The 22,344-nt window shown below is 66.9% G+C and carries 21 protein-coding genes and 2 pseudogenes; 12 read left to right on the forward strand and 11 right to left on the reverse strand.

All coding sequences use genetic code 11. The features are described from left to right. The 3 genes from AB0G14_RS31315 to AB0G14_RS31325 all read right to left on the reverse strand — a co-directional run. Positions 1 to 502, reverse strand: a 502-nt coding sequence (locus AB0G14_RS31315) for a hypothetical protein (RefSeq protein WP_357703658.1), incomplete at its 3' end; no start/stop codon positions are given. Positions 503 to 1,369: 867 nt separating this feature from the next. After that, positions 1,370 to 1,978, reverse strand: coding sequence for a DUF6368 family protein (locus tag AB0G14_RS31320; RefSeq protein WP_357703661.1), 609 nt, complete (start codon positions 1,976 to 1,978; stop codon positions 1,370 to 1,372). A 377-nt stretch (positions 1,979 to 2,355) separates the two neighbouring features. Continuing rightward, entirely contained in the window at positions 2,356 to 2,523 is a 168-nt protein-coding gene (locus AB0G14_RS31325) for a hypothetical protein (RefSeq protein WP_357703663.1), read from the reverse strand. Between the two features lie 22 nt (positions 2,524 to 2,545). On the opposite strand from AB0G14_RS31325, the pseudogene AB0G14_RS31330 reads away from it, so the two are divergent. From AB0G14_RS31330 to AB0G14_RS31355, 6 genes and pseudogenes are all read left to right on the forward strand, one after another. Next, positions 2,546 to 2,605: pseudogene (locus AB0G14_RS31330) on the forward strand (hypothetical protein); the annotation flags it as partial. A 96-nt stretch (positions 2,606 to 2,701) separates the two neighbouring features. Next, positions 2,702 to 3,148 carry a hypothetical protein gene (locus tag AB0G14_RS31335; RefSeq protein WP_357703666.1) on the forward strand — a complete coding sequence of 149 codons (447 nt, stop codon included), beginning with the start codon at positions 2,702 to 2,704 and terminating at the stop codon, positions 3,146 to 3,148. Between the two features lie 367 nt (positions 3,149 to 3,515). Then, a complete protein-coding gene (locus AB0G14_RS31340) occupies positions 3,516 to 4,052 on the forward strand; it encodes a nucleoside monophosphate kinase (protein ID WP_357703668.1) in 537 nt (178 codons plus the stop codon). A 139-nt stretch (positions 4,053 to 4,191) separates the two neighbouring features. Then, the gene (locus AB0G14_RS31345) at positions 4,192 to 4,824 is read left to right on the forward strand and encodes a HEAT repeat domain-containing protein (RefSeq protein ID WP_357703670.1); all 633 of its coding nucleotides are present in this window, start codon (positions 4,192 to 4,194) and stop codon (positions 4,822 to 4,824) included. A 79-nt stretch (positions 4,825 to 4,903) separates the two neighbouring features. Then, on the forward strand, positions 4,904 to 5,881 hold the full coding sequence (locus AB0G14_RS31350) for a hypothetical protein (RefSeq protein ID WP_357703672.1): 978 nt from the start codon (positions 4,904 to 4,906) through the stop codon (positions 5,879 to 5,881). A 477-nt stretch (positions 5,882 to 6,358) separates the two neighbouring features. Beyond that, positions 6,359 to 6,887 (forward strand): annotated as a pseudogene (locus AB0G14_RS31355) (Type 1 glutamine amidotransferase-like domain-containing protein). A gap of 137 nt (positions 6,888 to 7,024) precedes the next feature. On the opposite strand, the gene AB0G14_RS31360 reads toward AB0G14_RS31355, so the two are convergent. From AB0G14_RS31360 to AB0G14_RS31370, 3 genes are all read right to left on the reverse strand, one after another. Continuing rightward, a complete protein-coding gene (locus AB0G14_RS31360) occupies positions 7,025 to 7,534 on the reverse strand; it encodes a GNAT family N-acetyltransferase (protein ID WP_357703674.1) in 510 nt (169 codons plus the stop codon). 388 nt (positions 7,535 to 7,922) lie between these two features. Continuing rightward, positions 7,923 to 8,813, reverse strand: coding sequence for an IS3 family transposase (locus AB0G14_RS31365; RefSeq protein ID WP_357703677.1), 891 nt, complete (start codon positions 8,811 to 8,813; stop codon positions 7,923 to 7,925). After that, positions 8,810 to 9,109 carry a transposase gene (locus AB0G14_RS31370; protein WP_357703680.1) on the reverse strand — a complete coding sequence of 100 codons (300 nt, stop codon included), beginning with the start codon at positions 9,107 to 9,109 and terminating at the stop codon, positions 8,810 to 8,812. The genes AB0G14_RS31365 and AB0G14_RS31370 overlap by 4 nt, the downstream gene beginning before the upstream one ends. Before the next feature lie 168 nt (positions 9,110 to 9,277). Between AB0G14_RS31370 and AB0G14_RS31375 the strand changes: the two genes are divergently transcribed. Then, positions 9,278 to 9,964, forward strand: a complete 687-nt coding sequence (locus AB0G14_RS31375; RefSeq protein WP_357703683.1) for a hypothetical protein — start codon at positions 9,278 to 9,280, stop codon at positions 9,962 to 9,964. A 271-nt stretch (positions 9,965 to 10,235) separates the two neighbouring features. Here the strand turns inward: AB0G14_RS31375 and AB0G14_RS31380 are convergent, their stop codons facing one another. The 5 genes from AB0G14_RS31380 to AB0G14_RS31400 all read right to left on the reverse strand — a co-directional run bounded on the left by AB0G14_RS31380 (position 10,236) and on the right by AB0G14_RS31400 (position 14,710). After that, entirely contained in the window at positions 10,236 to 10,973 is a 738-nt protein-coding gene (locus AB0G14_RS31380; RefSeq protein ID WP_357703685.1) for a hypothetical protein, read from the reverse strand. A 118-nt stretch (positions 10,974 to 11,091) separates the two neighbouring features. After that, positions 11,092 to 11,838 carry a Sir2 family NAD-dependent protein deacetylase gene (locus AB0G14_RS31385; protein WP_357703687.1) on the reverse strand — a complete coding sequence of 249 codons (747 nt, stop codon included), beginning with the start codon at positions 11,836 to 11,838 and terminating at the stop codon, positions 11,092 to 11,094. Positions 11,839 to 12,169: 331 nt separating this feature from the next. Then, on the reverse strand, positions 12,170 to 12,697 hold the full coding sequence (locus AB0G14_RS31390) for a hypothetical protein (protein WP_357703689.1): 528 nt from the start codon (positions 12,695 to 12,697) through the stop codon (positions 12,170 to 12,172). Positions 12,698 to 12,760: 63 nt separating this feature from the next. Then, positions 12,761 to 14,278 (reverse strand): DUF4419 domain-containing protein, encoded by a 1,518-nt coding sequence (locus AB0G14_RS31395; RefSeq protein WP_357703691.1) that lies wholly within the window; start codon positions 14,276 to 14,278, stop codon positions 12,761 to 12,763. Positions 14,279 to 14,467: 189 nt separating this feature from the next. Continuing rightward, on the reverse strand, positions 14,468 to 14,710 hold the full coding sequence (locus AB0G14_RS31400; RefSeq protein ID WP_357703693.1) for a hypothetical protein: 243 nt from the start codon (positions 14,708 to 14,710) through the stop codon (positions 14,468 to 14,470). Positions 14,711 to 14,849: 139 nt separating this feature from the next. Here AB0G14_RS31400 and AB0G14_RS31405 point away from each other — a divergent pair, with 139 nt between their 5' ends. The 5 genes from AB0G14_RS31405 (at position 14,850) to AB0G14_RS31425 (ending at position 21,706) form a co-directional block, all read left to right on the forward strand. Beyond that, positions 14,850 to 16,313, forward strand: a complete 1,464-nt coding sequence (locus tag AB0G14_RS31405; protein ID WP_357703695.1) for a hypothetical protein — start codon at positions 14,850 to 14,852, stop codon at positions 16,311 to 16,313. A 299-nt stretch (positions 16,314 to 16,612) separates the two neighbouring features. After that, a complete protein-coding gene (locus tag AB0G14_RS31410; RefSeq protein WP_357703697.1) occupies positions 16,613 to 16,975 on the forward strand; it encodes a hypothetical protein in 363 nt (120 codons plus the stop codon). Beyond that, positions 16,965 to 18,017, forward strand: coding sequence for a site-specific integrase (locus AB0G14_RS31415; protein ID WP_357703699.1), 1,053 nt, complete (start codon positions 16,965 to 16,967; stop codon positions 18,015 to 18,017). Before AB0G14_RS31410 ends, AB0G14_RS31415 begins: the two co-directional genes overlap by 11 nt. 795 nt (positions 18,018 to 18,812) lie before the next feature. Continuing rightward, on the forward strand, positions 18,813 to 20,285 hold the full coding sequence (locus AB0G14_RS31420) for an NF041680 family putative transposase (RefSeq protein WP_357703701.1): 1,473 nt from the start codon (positions 18,813 to 18,815) through the stop codon (positions 20,283 to 20,285). After that, positions 20,183 to 21,706, forward strand: a complete 1,524-nt coding sequence (locus AB0G14_RS31425; protein WP_357703703.1) for a transposase — start codon at positions 20,183 to 20,185, stop codon at positions 21,704 to 21,706. The genes AB0G14_RS31420 and AB0G14_RS31425 overlap by 103 nt, the downstream gene beginning before the upstream one ends. The last annotated feature ends 638 nt before the right edge of the window (positions 21,707 to 22,344 follow it).

The following is a 22,344-nucleotide window of genomic DNA, read 5'->3' on the forward strand; positions in this document are numbered from 1 at the left end:
CTCCACGATCGACGGCGTTCCGCACACCCAACCATGATCCAACCCGAACGCCCCAGGTCAAGCCGACCCGCCGACGAGCACCTGACCAGTCACGCCCGAGAGAGCGCGGCGTCTGAATACGCGCGTGCGGAAGGACGTTCGGCGCGGACTCCAGATCCTCTTGGCGCAGTCCGTAGAAGTCCCGTTCGAGAGTGGCCGCCCACTGCCGGAAGTGTCTGCAGTTCGCGATGTTCTTGCGTTCCCACCGATAGACGGCGAAGGTGACAAGTGCGGCGAAAATACTCAACAGCACAATGGCGGTGTCGGGTATCTTCGCCCCAGGAGCCCGCATCAGCAGCACGATTCCCACACCGGTCACGAGCGGGACCGCTGCCAAGAGCTTGAGGCTGACGTCGTCCGTGGCCCTAATGTTGGCGCAGATCTCCTGATAGACATTGTTCAGGTCGCCTTGACCTGCCCAGTGCGGCCGGCGATCGGCTGCCACCTCGCGGGGTTGCTTCATGTGTTGCTCCTATCCAGAGACTGGCTGGCCCTCGACTCCGATAGTGGCGCAGTCACGCACGTCATCGGATGAGCCGCTTCGAAGTGGTCGCCTTGGCCGCACCGCCCTCTCGCCAGACGTGGCGTCATTGTCGCCGAGCCTGCGTCACGCGCGCAGCGGTCCTCGATCGAGCCGAACGGCGTCGCTGTCAACCCACGCAGCCGATCGGCGTCAAGTGCCCGCGATGCGCGCCACGGCGTGCCGCACACAGCCCGCAGACGTGGTAAGACCGCCGGACCACCCTGCCGGTCAGGTCCTCCGGCAAGCGTCACGCCGGGTCGCCGGCCTGCTGCGCCGGTTGTAGGCACAAGTGGCGGCGATATAAGCAACCCGTAGGAGACCCGGACATGCGGGAATTGGTCGCAGTCGAATGGATGACCGTCGACGGGGCTGTCCAGGCCCTCGAATTCAAAACGTACGCCGGCTACCCATGCGGAAGGCGATCAGCGTGCGTACCCCGACTTCGCAAAAGAGCCGGCTGGCTAGATCAACCTTTCCAGGTGCCACAGCCGCGAGCTGATCATGCGTAGCACGTGAACGAGGCCGCAGCCGAGGCGGGTTGTCGAATCGTGGCCGGCATCCTGATTGCCGCAGGCAACGCGCGGGATCGGCGCCAATCGCCGGTAAGCGCCAGCGCAGACTACGTTCGGTAGCCGGGAGCAGCGACCGTCAGCTCATGGTGGGCCAGTTATGGCCGGGCCATAACTGGCCCAACACGGGCCGGTCTCGCGGAGAGCCAAGTAACGGTGCGTAAGGGTCAAAGACTGCTGGTGCTGCCGCGCGACAGTGCGCGGATCTGCCGATGAGCGGATGTCCGGCAAGACTTGGTCACTTCACCATCTGGAAGAGCGGGTGCTGCAGCCAGGAGGCGAGGAGATCGGCACCGACGACATGGCGGACCGCAACCTCATCCCCCGCCGTCCGGTAGGGAATCTCGTGCCACCTTCCGGAAAGCGTGGCGATAGTTGCCCGGGAACGATCCTCCCATCGTCGGCGACCAGGGCCGGACTGCAGAGTCGATAGAGCGGAGACGCCCGGCGGTGGAGGTACCGGAAGCGGGCCATCGAGATCGATGAGGCCGCCGTATTGGCGGGCTATCGCCACAGCGAGCTGGGCGAGAAACCGGTGGTCATCCTTGCCGTTGACTGCTGCGGCCAGGACGATCTCGGTGATCGGGAGGAAGCCGGCCGCGCGCGTCAAGCAGACCGCCTCATCAGCGTCGTCGCATTCGTAAGCATCGGGTTCGATGAGCATCGGCCCGGTCTTCGACGACGGCTTCGCCATGCCGAGGTTGCGCGGTTCCCGAAGTGCCCACCAGTTATCTCTGTCCGGGCTGAGCGACTCCGACAGCCACACCCGGAATGCCCTGACGTCGTCAGCGGTCCACTCGACGGGCAGCAGAACTGCGGCGGAAGGCCCGGACACGATGACAATCATGCACCACGGCCGAGGGCACCTGGTATCCGCTCATGCCGCCGATGTTGCGTCCCAGATAGCGAATGTGGTGCTGCGGCGTGGGGTGCGTGCCTCAGACCGAGGGGTTCGCGTTCGGCGCGGACGGCGGCTCATGGTCGACAAAGTGGTCGTCGGCGCGTCCGCAGTCGATCAGGGTTGGTGGCATCCTGTGAACCATGAGGTCTATGTGCTCCCTCTATGTGGACGTCGGTTACCTGCTCAGTTCCGCAGCTGTCCGGGTGACCGGGACGTCGCTGCGCAGCGGGGTTCACGTCGACTACGCGCCGCTGATTGACGCGCTTGTTCGGCAGGCCGAGAGGATGTCGGAGCTGTCAGTGCTGCGGGTGCACTGGTACGACTCAGCTAAGGACGGCGTGCCTGATCCCCAGCAGCAGCGCATCGGCGAGTTGCCCAAGGTCAAGCTGCGGCTCGGCCGGTTCGGCATGGACGGCCAGCAGAAGGGCGTCGACCTGCGTATTGGGCTTGACCTCGTGACGCACGCGCAACGGAGCCGCCGACGTCTTCATCCTCGTCTCAGGCGACGACGATCTGACCGAGGCTGTCGAGGGGGCTCAAGTTCACGGCGTACAGGTCATCCTGCTCGCCGTTCCCAACACGGAGAACAAGCCCCACGGCATCAGCCGGCATCTGATTCGGGCGGCCGACGGGCTTGAAATCCTGCCTCCGGAGACCGTTGATCAGACGGTGACGAAGGTCGAAATGCCGCCACCCCCGGCGCCACCGACGCCGCAGGCGGTGGCGGTCGCGCCGCCGGCCGGGCAACCGCAGGTCAAGGCTACGCCCAGGGACCTCGCCGGGCTGGGACATCCAGGTGCGCTCCGTCCGTCGTCTGTGCTCGTCTACAGCGCGACCACCGGCCGCGAGCCGCAGGTCACGACGGAGTACGAGGACCCCGCCGAACTTGCCGAACAGATCGACTCGGTGGTCATCAACGTCCTGACGGCATTCCGCAAGTCCGCCACCGCGGAGGCGCTGGCGGAACTCGAGGCTGGGAAGCCATCGATCCCACGCGACATCGACAAGGCATTGCTGACCGATTTGTCCGACCGCCGTGGCGAATTTGACTTGAGTGAACAGGTGCGGCACAAGCTTCGGGCGCAGTTCTGGAAAAAGTATGATGAGGCGCAGTGACGCAGGTTCAGTTGGTGGTTAGCGCCCTGGCCGAATGGAACCCGTCGACCCTCTCGATTGCTCACATCAGAGGAAACGCCTTCCACACGCGGCGCGTCGGCCCCGGCTGCCGCGTGGTCGCCAGTCAGGGAACAAGATGTCGCAGCCAGCCAGAGCCCACTCTGCCTACGCATCGCGCCGGGCATCCTCAACTGCCGCCGATCGCGCGTTACACAGTGTCACCACACGCGGACCGAGCCGGTGCCCGGGGGTTGTGTCGAAGCAGTAACGTATGGCGCCCGCATCGTCGCAGGGGATCAGCATAGCGCCGGAGAACGTAGGCGAGCGGTCGATAATCTGCGCTCTTTGGATTTTGGAGGGTGGAGGCGTGCGGAAGATCGCTGTCATCGCCGAGCCCGGCGTGTTCGACGCTTGGGGCGCCGCGATGCTGCTCGGCGAGGCCATGGGGCTCCAAGCGCACAACGTGGGGGACCTCTGCCGAGCGGCAGTGCAGGGTGCCACGGCGTGGGGCTGGCGGTTCGCGAACCATATGCAGGCCGGCGAACTGGTACCGGACGAGGTGTTGGGCGAGTTCGTCGCGGACACGTTGGCCGGGTCGCCGGGCTGCTGGCTGCTGTTCGGCTACCCGCGCGCTATTCGCCACGCCGAACTACTGGCCGCACACGGTCACGCACCGGATACCGTCATTCAGGTGATGCTCGATGAAGGCCGCGTCGACCAGGACTGGCGGCTGGCCGCGAAGCGCGACCAGATTCCGCAGATTCTCGCCGAGCACCGGCTGCGCATAGCTCCAGTGCGGGCCTTCTATCAGGCGTCCAACACGTTTCACGTAGTACAACAGCCTGCATCGCTCGAGGATCTCGTTGCCGATCTGCAGGCAATCATGTCTGGTACGAGGCAGTAGCCGTCAGACCCCAGACGGTGTACTGATCTGCCGCAGACATGGCGCGCCAGGCTTTGAGTCACCGTCACGTGCAGCTGTCCCGATGCCCGAGCCGGCCGGGGATGTCGGCCCTGGTTTTTGCATGCCGGATGATCGTGGCGTGGAGTACTTTGACCTGTCGCCGTACGACTACCTCGGCTTTCCGCTGCCGATGCGGACCGTCGGGTGGCTGGGGCGCGGTTACGGGGTGCAGGGCGCAAGCATGGCACCGATGACCGGCGCCGAGATGGAGCGGCTCAGGGCTGCCTCCCGGCGGCTCGGCAGCCGCACGCTCGGCTGGCACGACTGCGACTTCTGCGGAGCCTTTGAGGGTAACGGCGAGTATCGCTACTACCTGCCCGGCGGGGAGATCTACGCCGCACCGATGATGATCCTGCATTACGTTGAAGAACACGGATACCGGCCGCCCCGGGAACTGCGCGACGGCTTGCAGGCGGCCGGGCATCCGCGGTGGGACTGGCGCGCCGAACGCTTGCACGCGGTGCTGCTGGACCAGTCGGAGGACCCGGATTTCCGGTGCCAGGCTGCGGTCGACCTCGCGAACTGGAACGACCCGCGCGCGTTGGACGCGTTGCAGCGCGCCGCACACGATGAGGACCTGGCCGACGTTGCGGGAGACGAGATCGGCCGCTCGTTGGCAGCGTTCATGGATCGTGGCCTCGCGAGGGATCTACTCGCCGAGGACTTGCACGACATGGTGCGCTACGGCATCGACGAAGCATCGAGCCGGTGACATCCACGGGCATCCGGATTTGCCGCGATCCGCGCAGGCGACCCCGACGGCCTCGTCGAAATGGCTCTATGCTGCTGCGATGCAACCCCGCTTGATCAACCAGGTGTGGCTGCCCGGCATTCGGCATGTTACGCAGGCAACTGGCCTTGGCTGGGCGGTTACCGAGTCCGCCAGCGCCACCGTGAACCTGTTCGACCACGACCTGCGTCGCGTAGCGCGATTCGCGGTGCCTCTCGACGACCCGCAGGTGAACGTCGTTGCCACTAGCCAGCTCGCCGCAGCGGGCGATAAGCACCAGATTGTTGTTCTTGACCACAACGGCGCAGTTCACTGGCGTAGCAGCTGGGATCGACTCGGCGGCAGTGCCACCATCGGCGCCGACTTCGACCTGGACAGCGACGACATCCTCTGGGTCCGTCTGGCCGGCACCAAGGAACTTGTCGCCATCCACGCCGCGACCGGCAAGGAGATCCACCGCACGCCGCTGCCCGGCCCCGAGGCTGCCTGGTTCGTGCACCGACCCGCGGACACCTGGACCGGCTTGACGCTGCCCCATCCCGAGCCGTCACCCTCCATGCTCATCGGTCTTAACGCCGAACACATCGTGCTGCGACCGCTGGCCGGTGACGACCTCGCCGGTTTCAACCCAGCAGGCGACCGCTATCTGACCACGGCATTCGACGGCTTCCTGTCCGTCCGCAACGTCACCACTGACAACGTGATCGCGGAGCGACACCTCGAGGACCTGCCGGACACGCCACCGGGCTGGCGATACGTGAACCGAGCCGTGTTCCTCACCGACGAACTGATCCTGATCGCTGTCAGCACCGCAGACCTGCCGGACGACGCCGAAGGCCATCTCCTGCTGTCGGCGCGCAGGCTGCGATGCCGATCTCAGATGCGGTACCCGCACCCCCACAGATTCGGCTCCATCCACCCTGCACAGCAGCCAGGCCGATGGCTCACCCGCCATCGTGAGGAGGACCTGCTTCGGCTGTGGCAGCTCGACGGTCGCCTCGACGATGAGCCCCTGCCGGGCCAAATCGCGCTGCTCTGACCGCACAAACGCTGCGCCGGCCATGCCCGTTCGAGGGGAACGCCCGACGCCCGGATCTGCCGCCGAGCGTGTGCGCCGCCTGAAGAAGCGCAACCGCAACCGCCTGTAGCCGGCCCATGTGGGTAGGCATCCTGTCGTGCCGATGTGCGGTCGTTGTGTCGTGGGCATTCTTCCTGCCCGAGTCGCGTGGACCTGCTGTATGAATCGTGCCCCAGGCGCGAGCGATCACCCGGTTATCGACACCGGTGATCTGCGGGACCGCCCGAACAGGAGATCCGAACTATGCTGGGCCCGGCCCGGTGCCTGGTCTCCGGCGTAGCCACTTCCGTGCGCGAATTCGGAGGAACCGTGAGGCTTTTGCTTACCTCGGGTGGCGTCACGAATCCCAGCATCCGCTCGGCGCTCGTGTAGCTGCTCGGCAAGCCGATCGGTGACGCCAACGCCCTCTGCATTCCGACGGCGGAGTATGGGCACCCCATGTGCACCCCCGCCTCGGCCTGGCGTTTCGTCGCCGGGCGGAGCCCGTCGCCCATGTGCGACCTGGGTTGGAAATCGGTGGGCCTGCTGGAGCTCACCGCGCTGCCCACGATCGGCGCGGAGCGGTGGATCCCCTGGGTCCGGGATGCCGACGTCTTTCTGGTCGACGGCGGCGACGCGACGTATCTGTGTCATTGGATGCGAGAGTCCGGGTTGGCCGATCTGCTGCCTTCGCTGCCCGACATGGTCTGGGTGGGCGTGAGTGCGGGAAGCATGGTGATGACTCCGCGGATCGGAGCGGACTTCGTCGAGTGGCCCTCCGCGCCGGACGACACCACCCTGGGAATCGTCGACTTCTCGATCTTCCCGCACCTGGACGCTTTCCCGGACAACACTCTCGCTGCCGCGCAACGGTGGGCTGCTGACCTCAGCGTCCCCGGCCTACGCTATCGACGAGCAAACGGCCATCAAGGTCGTCGACGGCTCCGTCGAGGTGGTCTCCGAAGGGCAATGGACGAAGCTCGGGTGATGCCCGGACCGCTATCCGGATCTGCCGCGAAGGGCTCGTCACGCAAGGTAACCAGCTCACGGGTGCATGCATCCGGACGTGCCGATGAGTGAGCGCCGTCTCCTCGTCGGATGACGCGGAGCGCGATGCCGGAGGCGTCAAATGCCCGAAAAGAGCCTGAAGAAGCGGCTTACTCGCCGCGTGCCGTCGGTTCGGATCCACCGGTCTTCCCGAGCGGGAAGCTCTACTGCGCCGAGCTTGAGGATGGCCGCAGCCGAACGTAGGTTGCGTTCATCGGTGCGGAACTGCACCCATGCCGCGCCATCGTCAAACGCCGCGGACACCATCAACCGCTTCGCCCGGCGATTGACGCCGCTACCCCACAGTAGCGGCAACAGGTACGTCGACCCGATCTCCACACCGGCATCGTCGTCGGGGTCGAGGATGAAGGAACTGGTGCCTACCACGTCACCAGCGACTTCGATGACCCATGTCGAACGCAGGCCGCCAGCCAAGCGCCTCGCAAACCGGGTAGCCAGGGCGGCGGCTGAGTCCGGGGCCCCTCCGGGGATGTACAGCCAGACGATCGGGTCATCCAGCACCCGGAACAGGTATGGAGAGTCCCGCTCAGCGTTGTACGGGCGCAACACCACATCACCGTCAACCATCGGGGTCCGCACCCTCAAGGGCCACTCCACCCAGGCATTATGCCCGCCAGAGCCAGTCGGCCCTCCTGCTGGAGCACACGGAAGCCGGAACCACCAAGCGACGCGGTCGACGCGGCGGCCCGCTCGGCGCACTCTCATGCCGCGATCCGCTCGTGCCGAATCAAGTGCGCCGCTAGTTCGTCCGCCGATCACGGCTTGCGTGTCGGCCAAGATCCTCGCCGGACGAGGCGATCAAGGTAATCGAGCAGCTTCACCTCGCTGCGAACCAGCCTCTCACGCTCGGGCGTCGGCAGATCGGCAAGCAGGTCCGGGGGACGTTCGTTCCGCGGTACGAACACCATGGCACCGGAGTACTCGTGTCAATCCCCTGGGAGCGTGGAGGGTTCCGTTATGCGGCCCGCGCCTGCAGGGTGCGGGTCTCTGATCGTTCGTAGTCGATGGGTGATCGCCAGTCGCAGACGGAGTGCCGGCGACGCCGGTTGTAGAAGTCGGTGATCCAGGTCGCGACCTTCAGGCGGGCCTCGGTGCGGGTGCGGAAGTGGCGGCGGTGGACATACTCGACCTTGATGGTGGAGAAGGTGGCCTCGGCGACGGCGTTGTCGAAGCATGATCCGACCCTGCCCATCGACTGGCGTACCTTCCAGCGGGCGCAGGCCCGGGCGAAGTCGGCCGAGGCGTACTCGCTGCCCCTGTCGCTGTGGAAGATCACCCCCTCGACGTTGCCGCCCCGGGTGACGGCGGCCATGTTCAGCGCTGCGACGACCAGCCCGGCGTCGTGGTGGGCGCCCATCGCGTAGCCGAGGATGCGACGGGAGTACAGGTCGATGACGGTGGCCAGGTAGAGCTTGCCCTCGTCGGTGCGGATCTCGGTCATGTCGCCGCACCAGGCGACATCCGGCGCCGGCGCGGTGAACACCCGCTTGACCAGGTCCGGCGCGGCCGGACGTGTGCCTTGGCGGGTCAGGCTCCGCCGGCGGCGCTTGGCGCGGGCGGCCAGGCCGGAATCGGCCATGAGCTGCGCGACCGTGTTGTCCGAGACCCGCCAGCCCTGCTCGCGCAGCTCGATCCCGATGCGAGGGCTGCCATAGGTGCCGCCCGAGTCGTCGAAGACTCTCCTGACCGCTGCCGACAACCGGGCACGCCGGTCATCGCGGGGAGTTGGCGGCCGGTCACGCCACTTGTAGAACCACGACGCGGACACCCCCAACGCCCGGCAGGCCAGCGCGTGCGGCACGTTGTGCTCGGTCCTCTGGGAAGCGATGAAGGCGGCCACGCTCACCGGCCCGTCGCTTCCTTGACCCACAGGACCACGGATCGCTTGAGGACATCACGCTCCATCGCCAGCTCGGCGTTCTCCCGCCGCAGCCGGGCCAGCTCCGCCCGCTCATCCTCGGCCAGGCGCCCGGCAGCGGCCTCACCGCGAATGTCGCGGTCCCTCTTCACCCAGTTGGCCAGGGTCCCGATGTTGATCCCCAGGTCACGGGCGACCTGAGCGATCGACTTACCCGTCTCACGCACGATGCGTACCGCGCCCGCCCGGAACTCCGGATCGAACTGGCGTCTCGTCTCAGCCATGAACCTCTATCCCTCAAGCTCTGGCCTCCACGCTACGAGGGGAAGGGCACCACGACGTCCACACCGCTTCCGGCGCGACCAGCACCTCGACAGGCAAGGCGAAAACGAAACCGAAGACGACCCGCAAACCACGCCCAAGCCAAACAGGTTAAAGATCAAGCTGTGTGGGTGACACTCAACTTCTGTCGGGAACTGTCGGCCGCCGGCTGGATCACCCACAGCGACCTGCCGTGGCAGCAGCTTGTGGGCCTCGGCCCTGCGGGCTTCGACGCCTACGGGCGGCTTCGGTTCCTGCCCGATCCGACACGCCCCGGCCAAAGCGAGAACGACGTCGACGCGGACTGGCCCACCGACCAACTGCCCACCCTCTTCGAGGTGCTGGCCACCCACACCACGACCCCCGAAGACTGCTACTTCTGCGTCTGGGAAGGCTTCGGCGACGCCGACGACGCAGCCGACGACGACGCCGTGTACATCGGCGAGGAGAACACAGGCGGCCTGCTCGAGCGGCTCGGCGGCCAGCCGGGACTGGCACTCACACCCGCTGCCCCGCCCTCGACACCGCGTGTGCCCAAGGTTGTGGTGCCCCACCGTGCGTACTGGTTGTTTCGAGGGCCGTTAGCCGACGTCGGCACATGGGACACCGCTGCGGGGTGGCCGGGCCAGCGTCGTCTCAGCAACGCCGAGCCAGCATTCGCCTGGCCCGCTGATCACGCCTGGTGCGTGGCCAAAGACGTCGATCCGCACTGGGCCGGGATCGGCGGGACCCGGGCGCTGATCACCCAACTCACCACCGACCCGCGCCTCGACGTGGTCCCCGCCGACCCCACCCAGGACCAGCCGCTCTACCGATGAACAGCCCGGTGCCCAGTTGACGAGTGCTTTGCGGACCGCTGACAGGCCCTGCCGCGCTCAGGTCGGAACGCACGGATCTGCCGCCGAGCGGGCGTCAGGGGCCGCATCTGCGAGACCGACCAGTCAGCCGACTGCTCGTGGCCAATGTCTGCGCCAACTGCGGCGTACAGAGTGATCCCGCTTTCGTGACCTTTGCCGGTATATCCTGATTGTTGGGCATTTGGCTTGGTCCCGAGGCGGTCGAACGGCGGCGGGATCATTGCGGACTCAGCTACCGCAGACGCCTGGCCAGGTCGAGCACCTCGGGCAGTTGCTCGCCGGTCAACCGCCGGGCATCCCAGGCCAACCGGGCAAGTTCAACGTGGTTGCGGTGTAGACGTGGATCGGTGGCCGCAGCAACCCCGGCAACGGCGGCCAAGTCGTCGTCGGGAATACCCAGGACGGTGGCGAACGCGGTCACGTACTGCGGCGTCAGCCGCGTACGACCAGGTCCCAGCATCGCCATCGTGGAGGACGACACCATCGGCCCGTCGCCGATGAAGTACAACACCTTCGGGCTGTACGGCCCGATGTTGCGGTTCCGCAGTAGCCGCAACATCATCTCACCAGGCCCCAGCGGGTAGCTGTAGCGCGGCCACACAGGCGGCCACGCCGGCGGACGCTCGGGTAACGACCGGACGAACTCGTGCAACCGGCGCAGCGACTGCGGCGCGAACTTGGCCGCCATCTCCAGTACCGTCCCGACATGCCAAGGCCCGGTACCGCTGGCAGGCACCAGATCAGGCGGCAGATCGAGCCCGGCGACCACGAACAGATCCGCCGTGTGCAACCCGAGCATCGGCGCCAGCCGCCGCACCAACGAAGGACTGGCCGCGCCGCCGGTCAGCACAGCGTCGAGTTCCGGCCGCAGAGGACCCTCTGCCGCGGCAACCTCCCGCCACCGATGCGCCAACAACCGCCCCAACGCGGTTCCGCTCCCAGCCCCCACCATCGCGGTCAGCGTAGCCACCAACAGGCACCCACATCCATCGAGGGAAACGCCCTGATCTGCCGCGATCAGCGCGTTCGGCGGATGCGGTCATTCCCGTCCGCCGCGCCCTGCGAGAGACCTTGGTAGCCGCCGGCGGCTACTGTGTGACCGGCGTGCCGGAGGTGCCCTGAGCGGCCGAGCCGAGGGCGGCGCAGATCCGGGGTAGTGCCGTACCGATCGACTCGCGAATCACCTCAACGGCAAGGTCGTCGTACGGGGTTGGGTCACGGTTGACGATTATCAACCGACTACCTGCATTGACCGCCACGGAGCACAGGGAGGCAACCGGCTCGACCTGCAGCGAACTGCCGACCGCGAGCATAAGCTGGCTATTCGCGGCGATCCGCTCGGCGTGGCTGACCGTAACCGGGTCGAGGCGCTCCCCGAACAGCACCACGGCAAGCTTGAGAATGTTGCCGCAGTCGGTGCACCGAGGGTCGCCGTCGCCGGCCGCCACTCGCGCCAACGTCTGTTCGCTCGGCGCGCGCATGCGACAACCGGTGCAGACCACCTCGCGCATCGTGCCGTGCAGTTCGAGTACCTTACGCGGACTGGAGCCCGCCTTCTGGTGCAATCCGTCGACGTTTTGCGTGAGGAGGCGCACCGCGACCCCGGTGCGCTCCAGGTCGGCGAGCGCATAGTGCGCTGCGTTGGGCTCGGCCCGCCACGCGGCGTGCTCGAGATAGGTCTGCCAGAACCTTGCCCGCACCGCCGGCGCGGCCATGAACGAGTCGTAGGTGAACGCCTTGACCAGCGTCGGGTCGCGGGTCCACACGCCCGAGGGTCCGCGGTAGTCGGGGATACCGGAGTCGGTCGAGATGCCGGCTCCGGTAAGTATCGCCACCCGGGTCACCCCGTCCGCCCAACACATGGCCATGACCGCCGATGGTAGGCCGCGGACACGGTCGGCACGAACCCATTTACCCTTCCATGCCGGACTCCGTGCATAGGTTGATCTGCCACAACATTCACCACAGGTTGCAGCAGGGCGCCGTGCACTTACTTGCCGCCGGTAGGGCGTCTCGACTTTCGGTCATAGCCGCTGACCGGGCACCACGCTTCGTGATGAGGCGCGATGGGGGAGAATCATCGGTCCTTGCCGACTCGAGTGCGTCGGCGACCTTGGAGGCGCTCGGCTGATCGACGCGAGTCCTGCATATCCATCTGCTCGCTCGCTACGTCGCCGGCCTCAGCAAGATTCGGTGGGTCCACTCCAGCAGGCGCGTCACTTGAAACGGGCCGGTCCAGCCGACCGACGGCGCTGTATCGTCGTACTCGACCGCCGACCAGCAATCGTCAAACGTGACTGTGTACTCCCGGTTGCCGGGGAACACGTTCGTGACGGTTCCCACGACAAGTGTGCCCTCGGGGAAGCGTCTGGTGATCGCGGCCCATTCCTCACCCGACCAACGTGAGAAGCGGGTTCGTCGACCGCGCATCCTGGCGTCCAACGGAAACAGCCGCACCTGGCCGGGCCGATGTTGCAACACCTCGAAGAGCCCCGTCTTGCCGACCGAGGGCCAGTCGGGCGGGTCGTCCGGCAGGTGCAGGACGTCGACCCATCCCTGCGGCGGCTGACCAAGGTCTACCAGAACCCCTGCCCGTCCCGGACCCATCGGGATGGCACTTATGGTGCCTCTTACCCGGTCGCCCACTGGGAAGGCGAGACGTGCCGCCGACAGCTCGTCATCGCTCGTTGTCAACCGGTACTCGTCACTTCACCTTGGGCTGCGTCCAGACTTGGGCGGACGTGCCGGTGTGTCATGTCATGGATTAGCTGGTGGCTGCTCCAGTTGATCGAGCTGGCCGGTTTCCAGGTGGGTGATGTCGCCATCGGAGTCGAGGGCGGCGTCGAGTAGCCGCGCGAGCGAGGTGCCGTACACCGGGACGTCGGCGGGCTCGTCGACCAAGCGGAAACGGCCGTCGAACTCGGACCGTTCGGCTGTCACCTCTTGGACGCGGCAGAGGACCCAGTGGGTCGACTCCGATTTGTAGTCGAGGGCCGCGCAGATGCTTCTGCCGTCGGCGAGGTCGATGATCGTCAGGAGCGACTGCTCCCCGTGGCCCCGGTAGACCCGGCGGTGCTCGGCCACCGGCAGCAGCCGCCACGTCTGGAACAGCGTGGCGGAGCCGACGCGCCGGTAGAGCGCCACGACCTCGGCGGGCGCGTTGAACAGGCTCATGGGCTGCGGCGGGCTGGTCTGGTGGTCGCGCACGATCCGGTCGAACACGTCGTCGATCTCCACCGCCGCCGGCGCGAGGTACCAGCCTGCCACCGGCCGCAGTCCACCGTCGTCGTCCTGGGCGACGCCGACCAGGCCGGCATGTAGGGCCACCGTCCGGTTGTCGCCCGCCACCAAGTCGTTGACGTTGACCGTCGCCCGAGACAACGTCGCGGGCACCTGATCAGTGCGTATACCGGCACCGTGGTAGAAGCCGCGGCCGTCGACGGTCGCGTCGCGCGGCTCGTCGATGGGCAACTCCAGCAGCGGATTCGGCCGGTCCACCGTCCCCTTACCCCGAAGGTACGGGTACAGGCGCGCCGCCCAGCCGGTGACCACCTCACCGCCGTACGCGTCGACGGGGTTGTAGATCCGCCGCCAGAACGCCACGTCCACCTCGCCCGCCGCAGCTCGAACGAACTGGTCGGCGATCGGCGCGAGCGACCGGCACCATGTCTGCAGGCCGAACCCGGCGATCGCGTCCACCCGTGTGCGGATCTTCTGCCAGTCCGTTACGGTGCCGGTCAACGTGATCGACGGGATGCCGCATACGCACACCAGCCACAGCGAGAAGTACGGCGAGTAGGCGTCGAGCAGGACAACTTGTCCCGCGAGCCGGTCGACCTCGGTGCTGGTGGAGAAGTCACACTCGAATACGTCCGTGTCGCTGATCTCGGCGGCGAGCAGTTTGTGGAATGACCCCACCACGTCCTGCCAGGAAGCCGCGTCCTGCGGCATCGGCCCGTCGACGGTCACGGTGAGCCGCTTGCGGCCGGCGTGGCCTACCAACCGGGGGCGCAGCTCCTCGGCGTGGAGCCGGATGTGTTGGGCGACGCCCTGCGCGATCGTCATCCACACCGCGTCGGGGGACAACACCAGCGGGCGATGGTCGGCGAACGCGCGTCCGACAGCGTCGAGCAGCGGATGTACCCCGTCCGGCACGAGCACCGGCAACGCCGGATCACCGCCGAACACCAGTGCATCCCCGAACAGTTCGCCGAGCGGCCGGGTGGGCAGGCCCTCGGCTGCGGATGTCACCTCGTCGACCCGGAAGGTCACCATTGCGCGACTCTAACGCCTGCTCGCCCGAGCGCGATGCCGCTACGAAGTACGCATCTTGTTCCTGTCGTCGAGCTGGCCGTTCCCGGTGTAGTGGGTTGCCGTGCCGATGCCCATGTATCGGCCGAGGGCGTGCGTCTGCTTCTTCGGGTGAGGCCGCGGCTGCTACACGAGGCGCGGCTTGATGGCGATCTACTCGCGCAGGTGGGCGGCGAGGTGCTCATCCTGGACATGGTCCAGGTGCCACTGGGCTGCGCTGACCAGATTCTTCGACTGCCGGGAGTGGCGCATCTGCGTGCGGTCGAGGCCGTTCAGGTGTCGCCGGTCGGCGAGTGCGGCCACCTCGTTCAGACCGGCTGGGATGGCGTTCAGGCAGGCCCGGACGATGTCGTCAGCCGACGGCAGCACCGCCAGCGCGACCCCCGAGCGGCGCATATCCGACTTATCGCCGCCGTGAGGTGGGAGTACCGCGCCCGTACCAATCCATTCTCATGGCTTGTCCGCTAGTCCTGCAGCACCGCCGACACCACCCAACTGAGGCGCACGAGGCGGCCAGGGCCAGGGTGGTGAACCGATGCCAGCAGCCCGGTGGTACAAGATTGTGACCGTTGCTGGACTGGGGGTGCCGATGTCGCAGGCGGGCGTGTTGTCCTGGACGGGCAGGGCCAGGCGAGCCTATGAGCGGACCATGCCTCAGGCGCGTGGCCGGGTTTTGACCGTGGTCCGCACCGCTTTCAACCGCCGGGCCACGAGCAGCGACTGGTACGAGGGCAAGAAGACACTCCAAGGCGTGCGCGAGAACGTTTACGAACTCCGCTACACCCACTCCTGTCGGGTGCTGCTGCAGCCGGTACGTGACGAGCTGGTCATTGTCGACATCGGAAACCACGACGTCACAACGCGCTACGCGGCCCTACGCCCCTCGCAGCGGGCGAAGCTGATTGAGGACAGAACACCTGCCCCGCCCGGCTTCACCGGCACCCACCCCTTGTTTGAGGAAGTCGACGAGGGAACATACACAAGTAATGACCCAGTGACGGGATGGGCCGAGTTCCTGAGCGACGACCAGGCAGCTTTGGCGGACCTGATACTCGAGCAGACCCAGTACGCGGACCTCGCCGACGAGACTGAAGTGATTTACCTGCGCGGAGGCGCGGGCACCGGGAAGACCGCAGTGCTGTTGAATCTCGCACTCAGGCTGCACGATGCCGGCATCCCGGTTGACTTCCGGTGCTCAACGGCCGTCGCCAAGTACCTTGCGGCGCACACCCGTGTAAACGTCAAACGCCTCCAGGCACCCATGGCCCCACACGCTGCGATACTGCTCGATGACCCGCGCAGTCCGGCAAGCGTGACAGCCGCGGTAAACCAGGCCCGGCTGGCCAAGGCACCCGCGGTCATCGTCGGCTTCGACCCGCTCCAATGGCCACTGAAGAGCCTCGATACGCATCTGCAGGCGATGCCGAAACCGGACATCGACGAGGCTTTGCACGACTGTTACCGGCAGTCAGCCGCGCTCGCACGGCAGGCGACCGAGGTGGTCACCCGAATCCATGAACGGTCCTCCTTCCGGGTGGACCCCGTCCGTATCGAGGCCGAGCGGCGCGTTCTTGCTGAGCTCTCGAACCATTACCTCACGGGCTTACAGTTCACCAGGCCGGGCGGGCGATTCGCAATCCGGGGATGCGCGGAGGACGATGTTTACGCCGAGGCAGGCCGGCTCAAGAGCAGGGCCGACCTGTGGCAGGACCTGCCAGCGCTTCTGGTACTGGAGGATCGGGCTCACGGCGTCACCCTCGTACCGGACTTCAAAAAGTACCGTCGTGGCATCAACACCCAGACCAGCGCATTGGAAGACGTGGCGGCCTACCGAGGACTCGACTTCCAGACCGTGTGGATTTTCATGCACCGTACCTTTTATGAGCGTATCCAGCAGGGAGTAACCGGCCTCAAGGGCGCCGAGTGGGCGAGCCTCTTGAACATGCACATCCCCATGACCAGGGCACGCGACGATACCATCCTGTTCCTGGTTGACTAGACATCGTGATGCTGATCGATGCACGCGTCGAACTTGATCGGCAGTAATGGCTGGCCCGCCCCGAGGCCTGGATCTTGAGAGGTGGGCGGAGCGGTAAGTTTCGTTGACCGCCGGTCGCGCTTGGCCCTCGGGAACGACGAGGCCCGAGACATCGTCTTCCTGTTGTCACCGCCATGACACGACCTCCTGTCCCGAGCGGTGAGCAGCTTGTTCGTCCGCTTGTTCCTGCTGCCCTGCCTGCCCGTCCGCGTCCCCGTCCGGTTCCGATGCCGGCGCTACCCGCCCGAGATCAGCTACCGGTGGTCGCCGATGCCGCTGCGCTTCTGTTGGAGATGGCTGTCCCGTCCCGCTGCGGCCGGGTTACCGCGCAGCGCATCCTGCGTGCGTTGGGTTGGCAGCCGTGCCAGCGTCTCGACATCCGCTTGCATCAAGCGGTGCTCGTCATCGCCTCGGCCAGCGATGGTCGGTACCAGGTGGGCAGCCGAGGTGCGCTGCCGCTACCGGCTTCCGTCCGGCGTATGTGCGGGATTGGGCATGGTCAGCCGGTGCTGCTCGCCGCGCTCGTCGCTCACGACTTGGTTGTGGTGCACCCGATCGGCGCCGTCGCTCGTCTGCTCGCCGACCTGCACGTCGAGGTGGCGGGAGGTGCGCATGTCTGCTGATCCCGCCACGGTTGCCGCAGCCCGGCACGTGCTGGCTCACCTTGGCGTCACCGTGGCCGATCTGGAGTCCGACGCCGACGTGTTGATATCTGTGCCCACTATTGCGGAGTATCTGCCGCGGGTAAACGCGGCGGCGGGTCCGGGCGCGAGGCGTACGTACGGCACGTACTGGGAGCGGATGGCCGCCGCGTGGGGTGACCGGCCCCTGGACCGCGTCGCGGCCAGCGACGTCGAGGCGATGAAACAGCAGATGATCGTCACGGCGCGGTCGCGGCGTAACAGCCGCAACGGCCGGCACGCCGGCGAGCACGTGATCGCTGCCGCCCGCGCCTTCTACTCCCGGGCTGTCGCCGACGGTCTGATCGACGCGTCGGCCAGTCCCGCGCACCGTGTCGCCAAACCCCGCCGCCTTCCGAGCACACGCCGCGCTCTGACGTCGTACGAGTTGGAGGAGATCAACGCGGTGGCGCGGACCAGCGGCAACGATGTCGTCCTCGACGCCCTGCTGCTGCGCCTGCACACGGAGAGCGCCTGCCGGCGCGGTGGTGCCCTCGCTCTGCGGCTTGTCGACCTGGACGCCACCAACGGGCTCGTGCGACTGACCGAGAAGAACGGCACCGTGCGGTGGCAGCCGGTCAGCCTCGACCTCGCCGCGCACCTGCACGAGCACGCCCGCGTTCGCGGCGCCGTCCTGCCCACCGACCGGCTGTTGCGCTACCGCAACGGCAGGCCGATCAGCAGCCGCCGGTACGACCACCTGTGGAAGCGCATCGGCGAGCGTCTGCCGTGGGTGGCCGCCCAGGGCATCTCCACCCACTGGCTGCGGCACACCACCCTCACCTGGGTGGAACGCCACTTCGGCTACGGGGTAGCTCGCGCCTACGCCGGCCACACCGACAGCCCAGGATCGTCCACCACCACCTACATCAAGGCCGACCTCCACGCCGTCGCTGACGCGTTGTCGGCGATGACCGGCCAACCACACCCACTCGCCACGGCGCGCGAGACCTCCCATCGTCCGGCGACAGGGACCTTGCCCTGACCGGCCACTCTGACTCGCACCAGGCGGCGCGGTGGGGGAGTGGCTCCCCACCGCGCCGCAGCGCGGCACGGCAGGTGAAGATTCCGGGGGCCGGGTTGGGCGACAACAACACCAGAGCGCATCCCTCTGTGGATCCGATGGTGGCGCTTCACCGCGTAACCTTGCGCCGAGGGGGCACCTCGCACAGTTTCTGCCCGTCGGAATCCTCATTCCCCTGGCCGAATTGACAAATGCGCTGGGCGTTGGAGAGGCGGATGAAATCTATCGCGTTGGTAGCTGCAACGGGTGCCCGTGGCCGGCTTGCACCTGTAGCGCGTACGCTCTGTATTGAGGTATCCTTAATCGCATGAGCACCCATTTTTATGCCTGGGTGCTACGCGTGGGGGTTCATCTCCCCCCTCGGACACAAATTTGCGGCATCCATGCCGTCTCTTACGTACTGGTGGTCAAGGCTCCTTGACCACGTGAATCTGATCTTCGCGACCAACCTCACCGACCCTGTGTCGGTCGACGGCGGAGGTCGCTGTGGCTGAGCCCTCTCTGACTTCTGTCGTTCCCCCGGTTCTTCTGCCGGACCGTGGGCGAAGCAACCCTCGTGACTCACACGGACCCCTGCGACGGGCTCCGTTACCGATGCCAGCGGTCGCGCAGCAGCGGACCGAGGCCAAGGTGTACCGCCTAGCTTGATCTTTAACCTGCTGGGCGGCGGCATCGACCCCGGCTGATCATGGCGACAGCCCTTGATCGATCATTCCTCTTGTCTAGGGAAGAAGATCAAGAACCAAGGGCTGTCTGGTGATCAGTGTGCACGATGCCGGGACGATTGATGAGGTCGGGCGGCTGGCCGCGTTCCGGCGTGAGTTCCATCGTTGTCTGACCGCTCGTGGGGACGCGTTGTTCGAGCTGGCAGACGCGCTGTTGTGCGCAGACGCGCCGGTGCGGTCGCTGGTGGAGTTGTCGCTGGTAGGTGAGCACCGCCGCGGTCACGGCTCGCTGTACGCGGCGTTGAACCGCGGCCGGATCGACATCGAGCGGCTGCGGACGATGGTGGCGGCGGTGCCGCTGCCGCGGGCCGCAGACGGGCGGATCGTCCTGGCGGTGGACGTGACCTGCTGGCTGCGACCGGAGGCGCACACCTGCCCGGAGCGGGTGCTGTGCCACACCTACGGGCGCGGCAAGGACACCCACATCGGAGTTCCGGGCTGGCCGTATTCGTTCGTCACCGCCCTGGAGACCGGGCGCACCTCGTGGACCGCGCCGTTGGACGCCCGGCGGCTGGCGCCCGGCGACGACGCCGCCACGGTCACCGCCGGCCAGTTGCGGGACGTGGTGCAGCGGCTGATCGACGCTGGGCAGTGGCAGCCTGGCGATCCGGACGTGTGGATCGTCGCGGACGCCGGATACGACGGGCCCCGGCTGGCGTTCCTGCTGGCCGACCTGCCCGTTCAGGTTCTGGTGCGGATGCGTTCCGACCGGGTGCTGCGCCGGCCCGCGCCACCCCGGCTGCCCGGCACCACCGGCCGCCCACGAAGGCATGGCGGCGAGTTCATCTTCGGTGACCCGGGCAGCTGGAGCGACCCGGACGTGGCCACGACCACCGACACCCGCCTCTACGGCACCGCGACCGCGCGGGCCTGGCACCGGCTGCACCCCAGGCTGACCCACCGCACCGCCTGGACTGCCCAGCACGGCCCGCTGCCGATCATCGAGGGCACCGTGATCCTGCTGACCGTCGACCGGCTGCCCAGCGGCGCCACCGCCAAACCGGTCTGGCTGTGGTGGTCACAGGCAACCGCCACCGACGCCGAGGTCGACCTGCTCTGGCAGGCGTTCCTACGCCGCTTCGACATCGAACACACCTTCCGCATGCTCAAACAGACCCTCGGCTGGACCAGCCCCAAGCTGCGAGACCCACACGCCGCCGACCGCTGGACCTGGCTCGTGATGACCGCCTACACCCAGCTACGCCTCGCCCGAGGCGCCGTCGGCGACCTGCGTCGGCCCTGGGAACGCCCCGCACCACCCGAACGACTCACGCCCGCCCGCGTCCGCCGAGGCTTTCGGCACCTACGCACCAAAGCCGGGAGCCTGTCGCGCAGCTTTCGATCTTCGGCTGTCAAGAGTTCTTGCTGTCTATCGCCTACAGTGGATGATCATGTCGTGCCGTGGGATACAACTTCATCTCCTGCAGCCCGGACGACTCGGCGCCGATCAGGCATTACGTGCGTGGGTGGCTGCCACCGCAGCATCTGTGCTGGCAGGTCCTGAAGGTCGTCGGTGAGCTCGACCTGTCCGGGTTCCTGCGGGGCTATCGTGCTGATGGCCAAGGCGCGGCGGCGTATCCGCCGCAGGTGTTGCTGGGCTTGGTGCTGTACTGCTACTGCAAAGGCGTGCGCTCGACGCGCAAGATCGAGGCCGCTTGCCTCGACGATGTGGGCTGCCGGATCATCACCGGCAACCAGCGGGTTGATCATGCCACCGTCGCGCGGTTCCTGCGTCGTCACCGCGAGGGCCTGAAGGCGCTGTTCGTGCAGGTCCTGGCGCTGTGCGCCCGGCGCGGGCTGGTGGACCTGTCCGCCGTGGCGGTGGACGGCTCACCGATGCACGCTGCCGCCGCACGCTCAGCCAACCGCAGCCTGGACGCCTTGGAGACCGTCATCGCCGACGGCGAGGCGCAGCTCGACCAGCTGGCGGAGGACACGGACGAAGCGGCTGCCGACGGCCACTGTCGGCTCATGGCCGCAGGTAGCTGTCTGCGGCGGCAGTCGCAGCTCAGCGATCGCGTGACACGGGCCCGGGTGGCCCGGGACAAGCTGTTCGAGCGTTCGCTGCCCTCGGCGGGCGAGATCCGGATCAAGGTGGAAGCCGCGCAGCGGATGGTGGCCAGAGCCGAGGCGCGCCTGGCCGAGGTCACGGCCGGCCAGCAGCAGCGGCTGGCCGACTACGCCCGCCGGACCCTGCAGGATCAGGCCGTGGGACGGCGGCGCGCTGTCGGGCGCCCGCCGGTCAGTATCGAGACCAAGACCAAGGTCGTTGCTCAGCAGGCCCGCCTCGCCCGGGCGCAGGCCGCGTTGCACCGTGCGCGCTACCCGCGACCGATCCCGTCCGCGGCGGCCAGGGCCTCGCTCACCGATCCGGCGTCGCGGCTCATGCTCGGCAAGCACGGCGGATACGTGCAGGGCTACAACGTGCAGATCGCCTGCGCACGCAACCAGGTCCTCCTCGCGATCGAGCTGCAGGACAACCCTGCCGACACCACCGCACTCGTCCCGGTCATCAGACGTGTTCAACACAACTGCGCAGCCGCTGGACTGACCGGTGACGTCGCGGCGTGGCTGGCCGACAGCGGCTACGCCAGCACCGCGAACTTCGCAGCCCTGGCCGATCTCCCGCTGCTGGTGTCGATCACCAAGGAGTACGAGCAGACCCACGCGACCACACCACCCGGGCACAACGTCCCCGCCGGCCACCGCGACATGGCCGCCCGGCTGGCAACCGCCGAAGGCAGAAAGCTCTACGCCCGCCGCGGTGCCCTCGTCGAACCAGGCTTCGCCCAGCTGTTCCAACGGTTCGGACGCCGCGTGCACCAACGCGGCACCGCCGCCGTCGACACCGAGATCAAACTCCTCGGCGCGGTGCACAACCTGAACAAGATCTTCCGCCACGATGCCAGACAGAGGACCTCTTGACAGCTGAAGATCGAAAGCTGTGCGACAGGCTCCCGGCAACCCCGCCCGCGCACCGAAACCCTCCCGACCAGGACCCGGCCGACCACCCGGACTACGCAACCGCCACCCGGCAGCCCGCCACGACGTCCACATCGTCACCGCCGCCACCGCCGCCACCAGCACAAAACCGAAAGGCGATACGAAGAAAACGAAGACTTCGAATAACCCGAGGCCACGCCGCACAGGTTAAAGATCAAGGTGTGCCACGAACGCAAGGAGGAGCTTGATGTAGGTAGAGCGACTTTATGCGGTGCTGTGCAGGAGATGAAGGTTGGCCCTTCGGAGTCGCCCTGCGGGGGGAGGTTCCAAACCGCCACATGCTGCGGAAGTGGTAACGCGACCGTGGTGAGCGATGTGGAAAAGGCACTGATTGAAGTGTCAGGTGGGGATCAGGAAGACGAGCGCGAGCGAATCACTGACGACGTGTCGTTATTTAACTCTAGGTGGCATCAAAACCGGGGTGCCTTGTTGATCCCGGGAAGAGCCTGGCGGATACCCGTTTACTGAGCCTTTCCGAGTAACGGTTCGCGACTGTGCGTAGTGTTCGTTTCAGGTGGTTCGTCCGTGCTCGATGTGGAGGATGACCAGGGCTGCGGCGA

This window comes from Micromonospora sp. NPDC023814 (assembly GCF_040639595.1).
Classification (GTDB): domain Bacteria; phylum Actinomycetota; class Actinomycetes; order Mycobacteriales; family Micromonosporaceae; genus Micromonospora.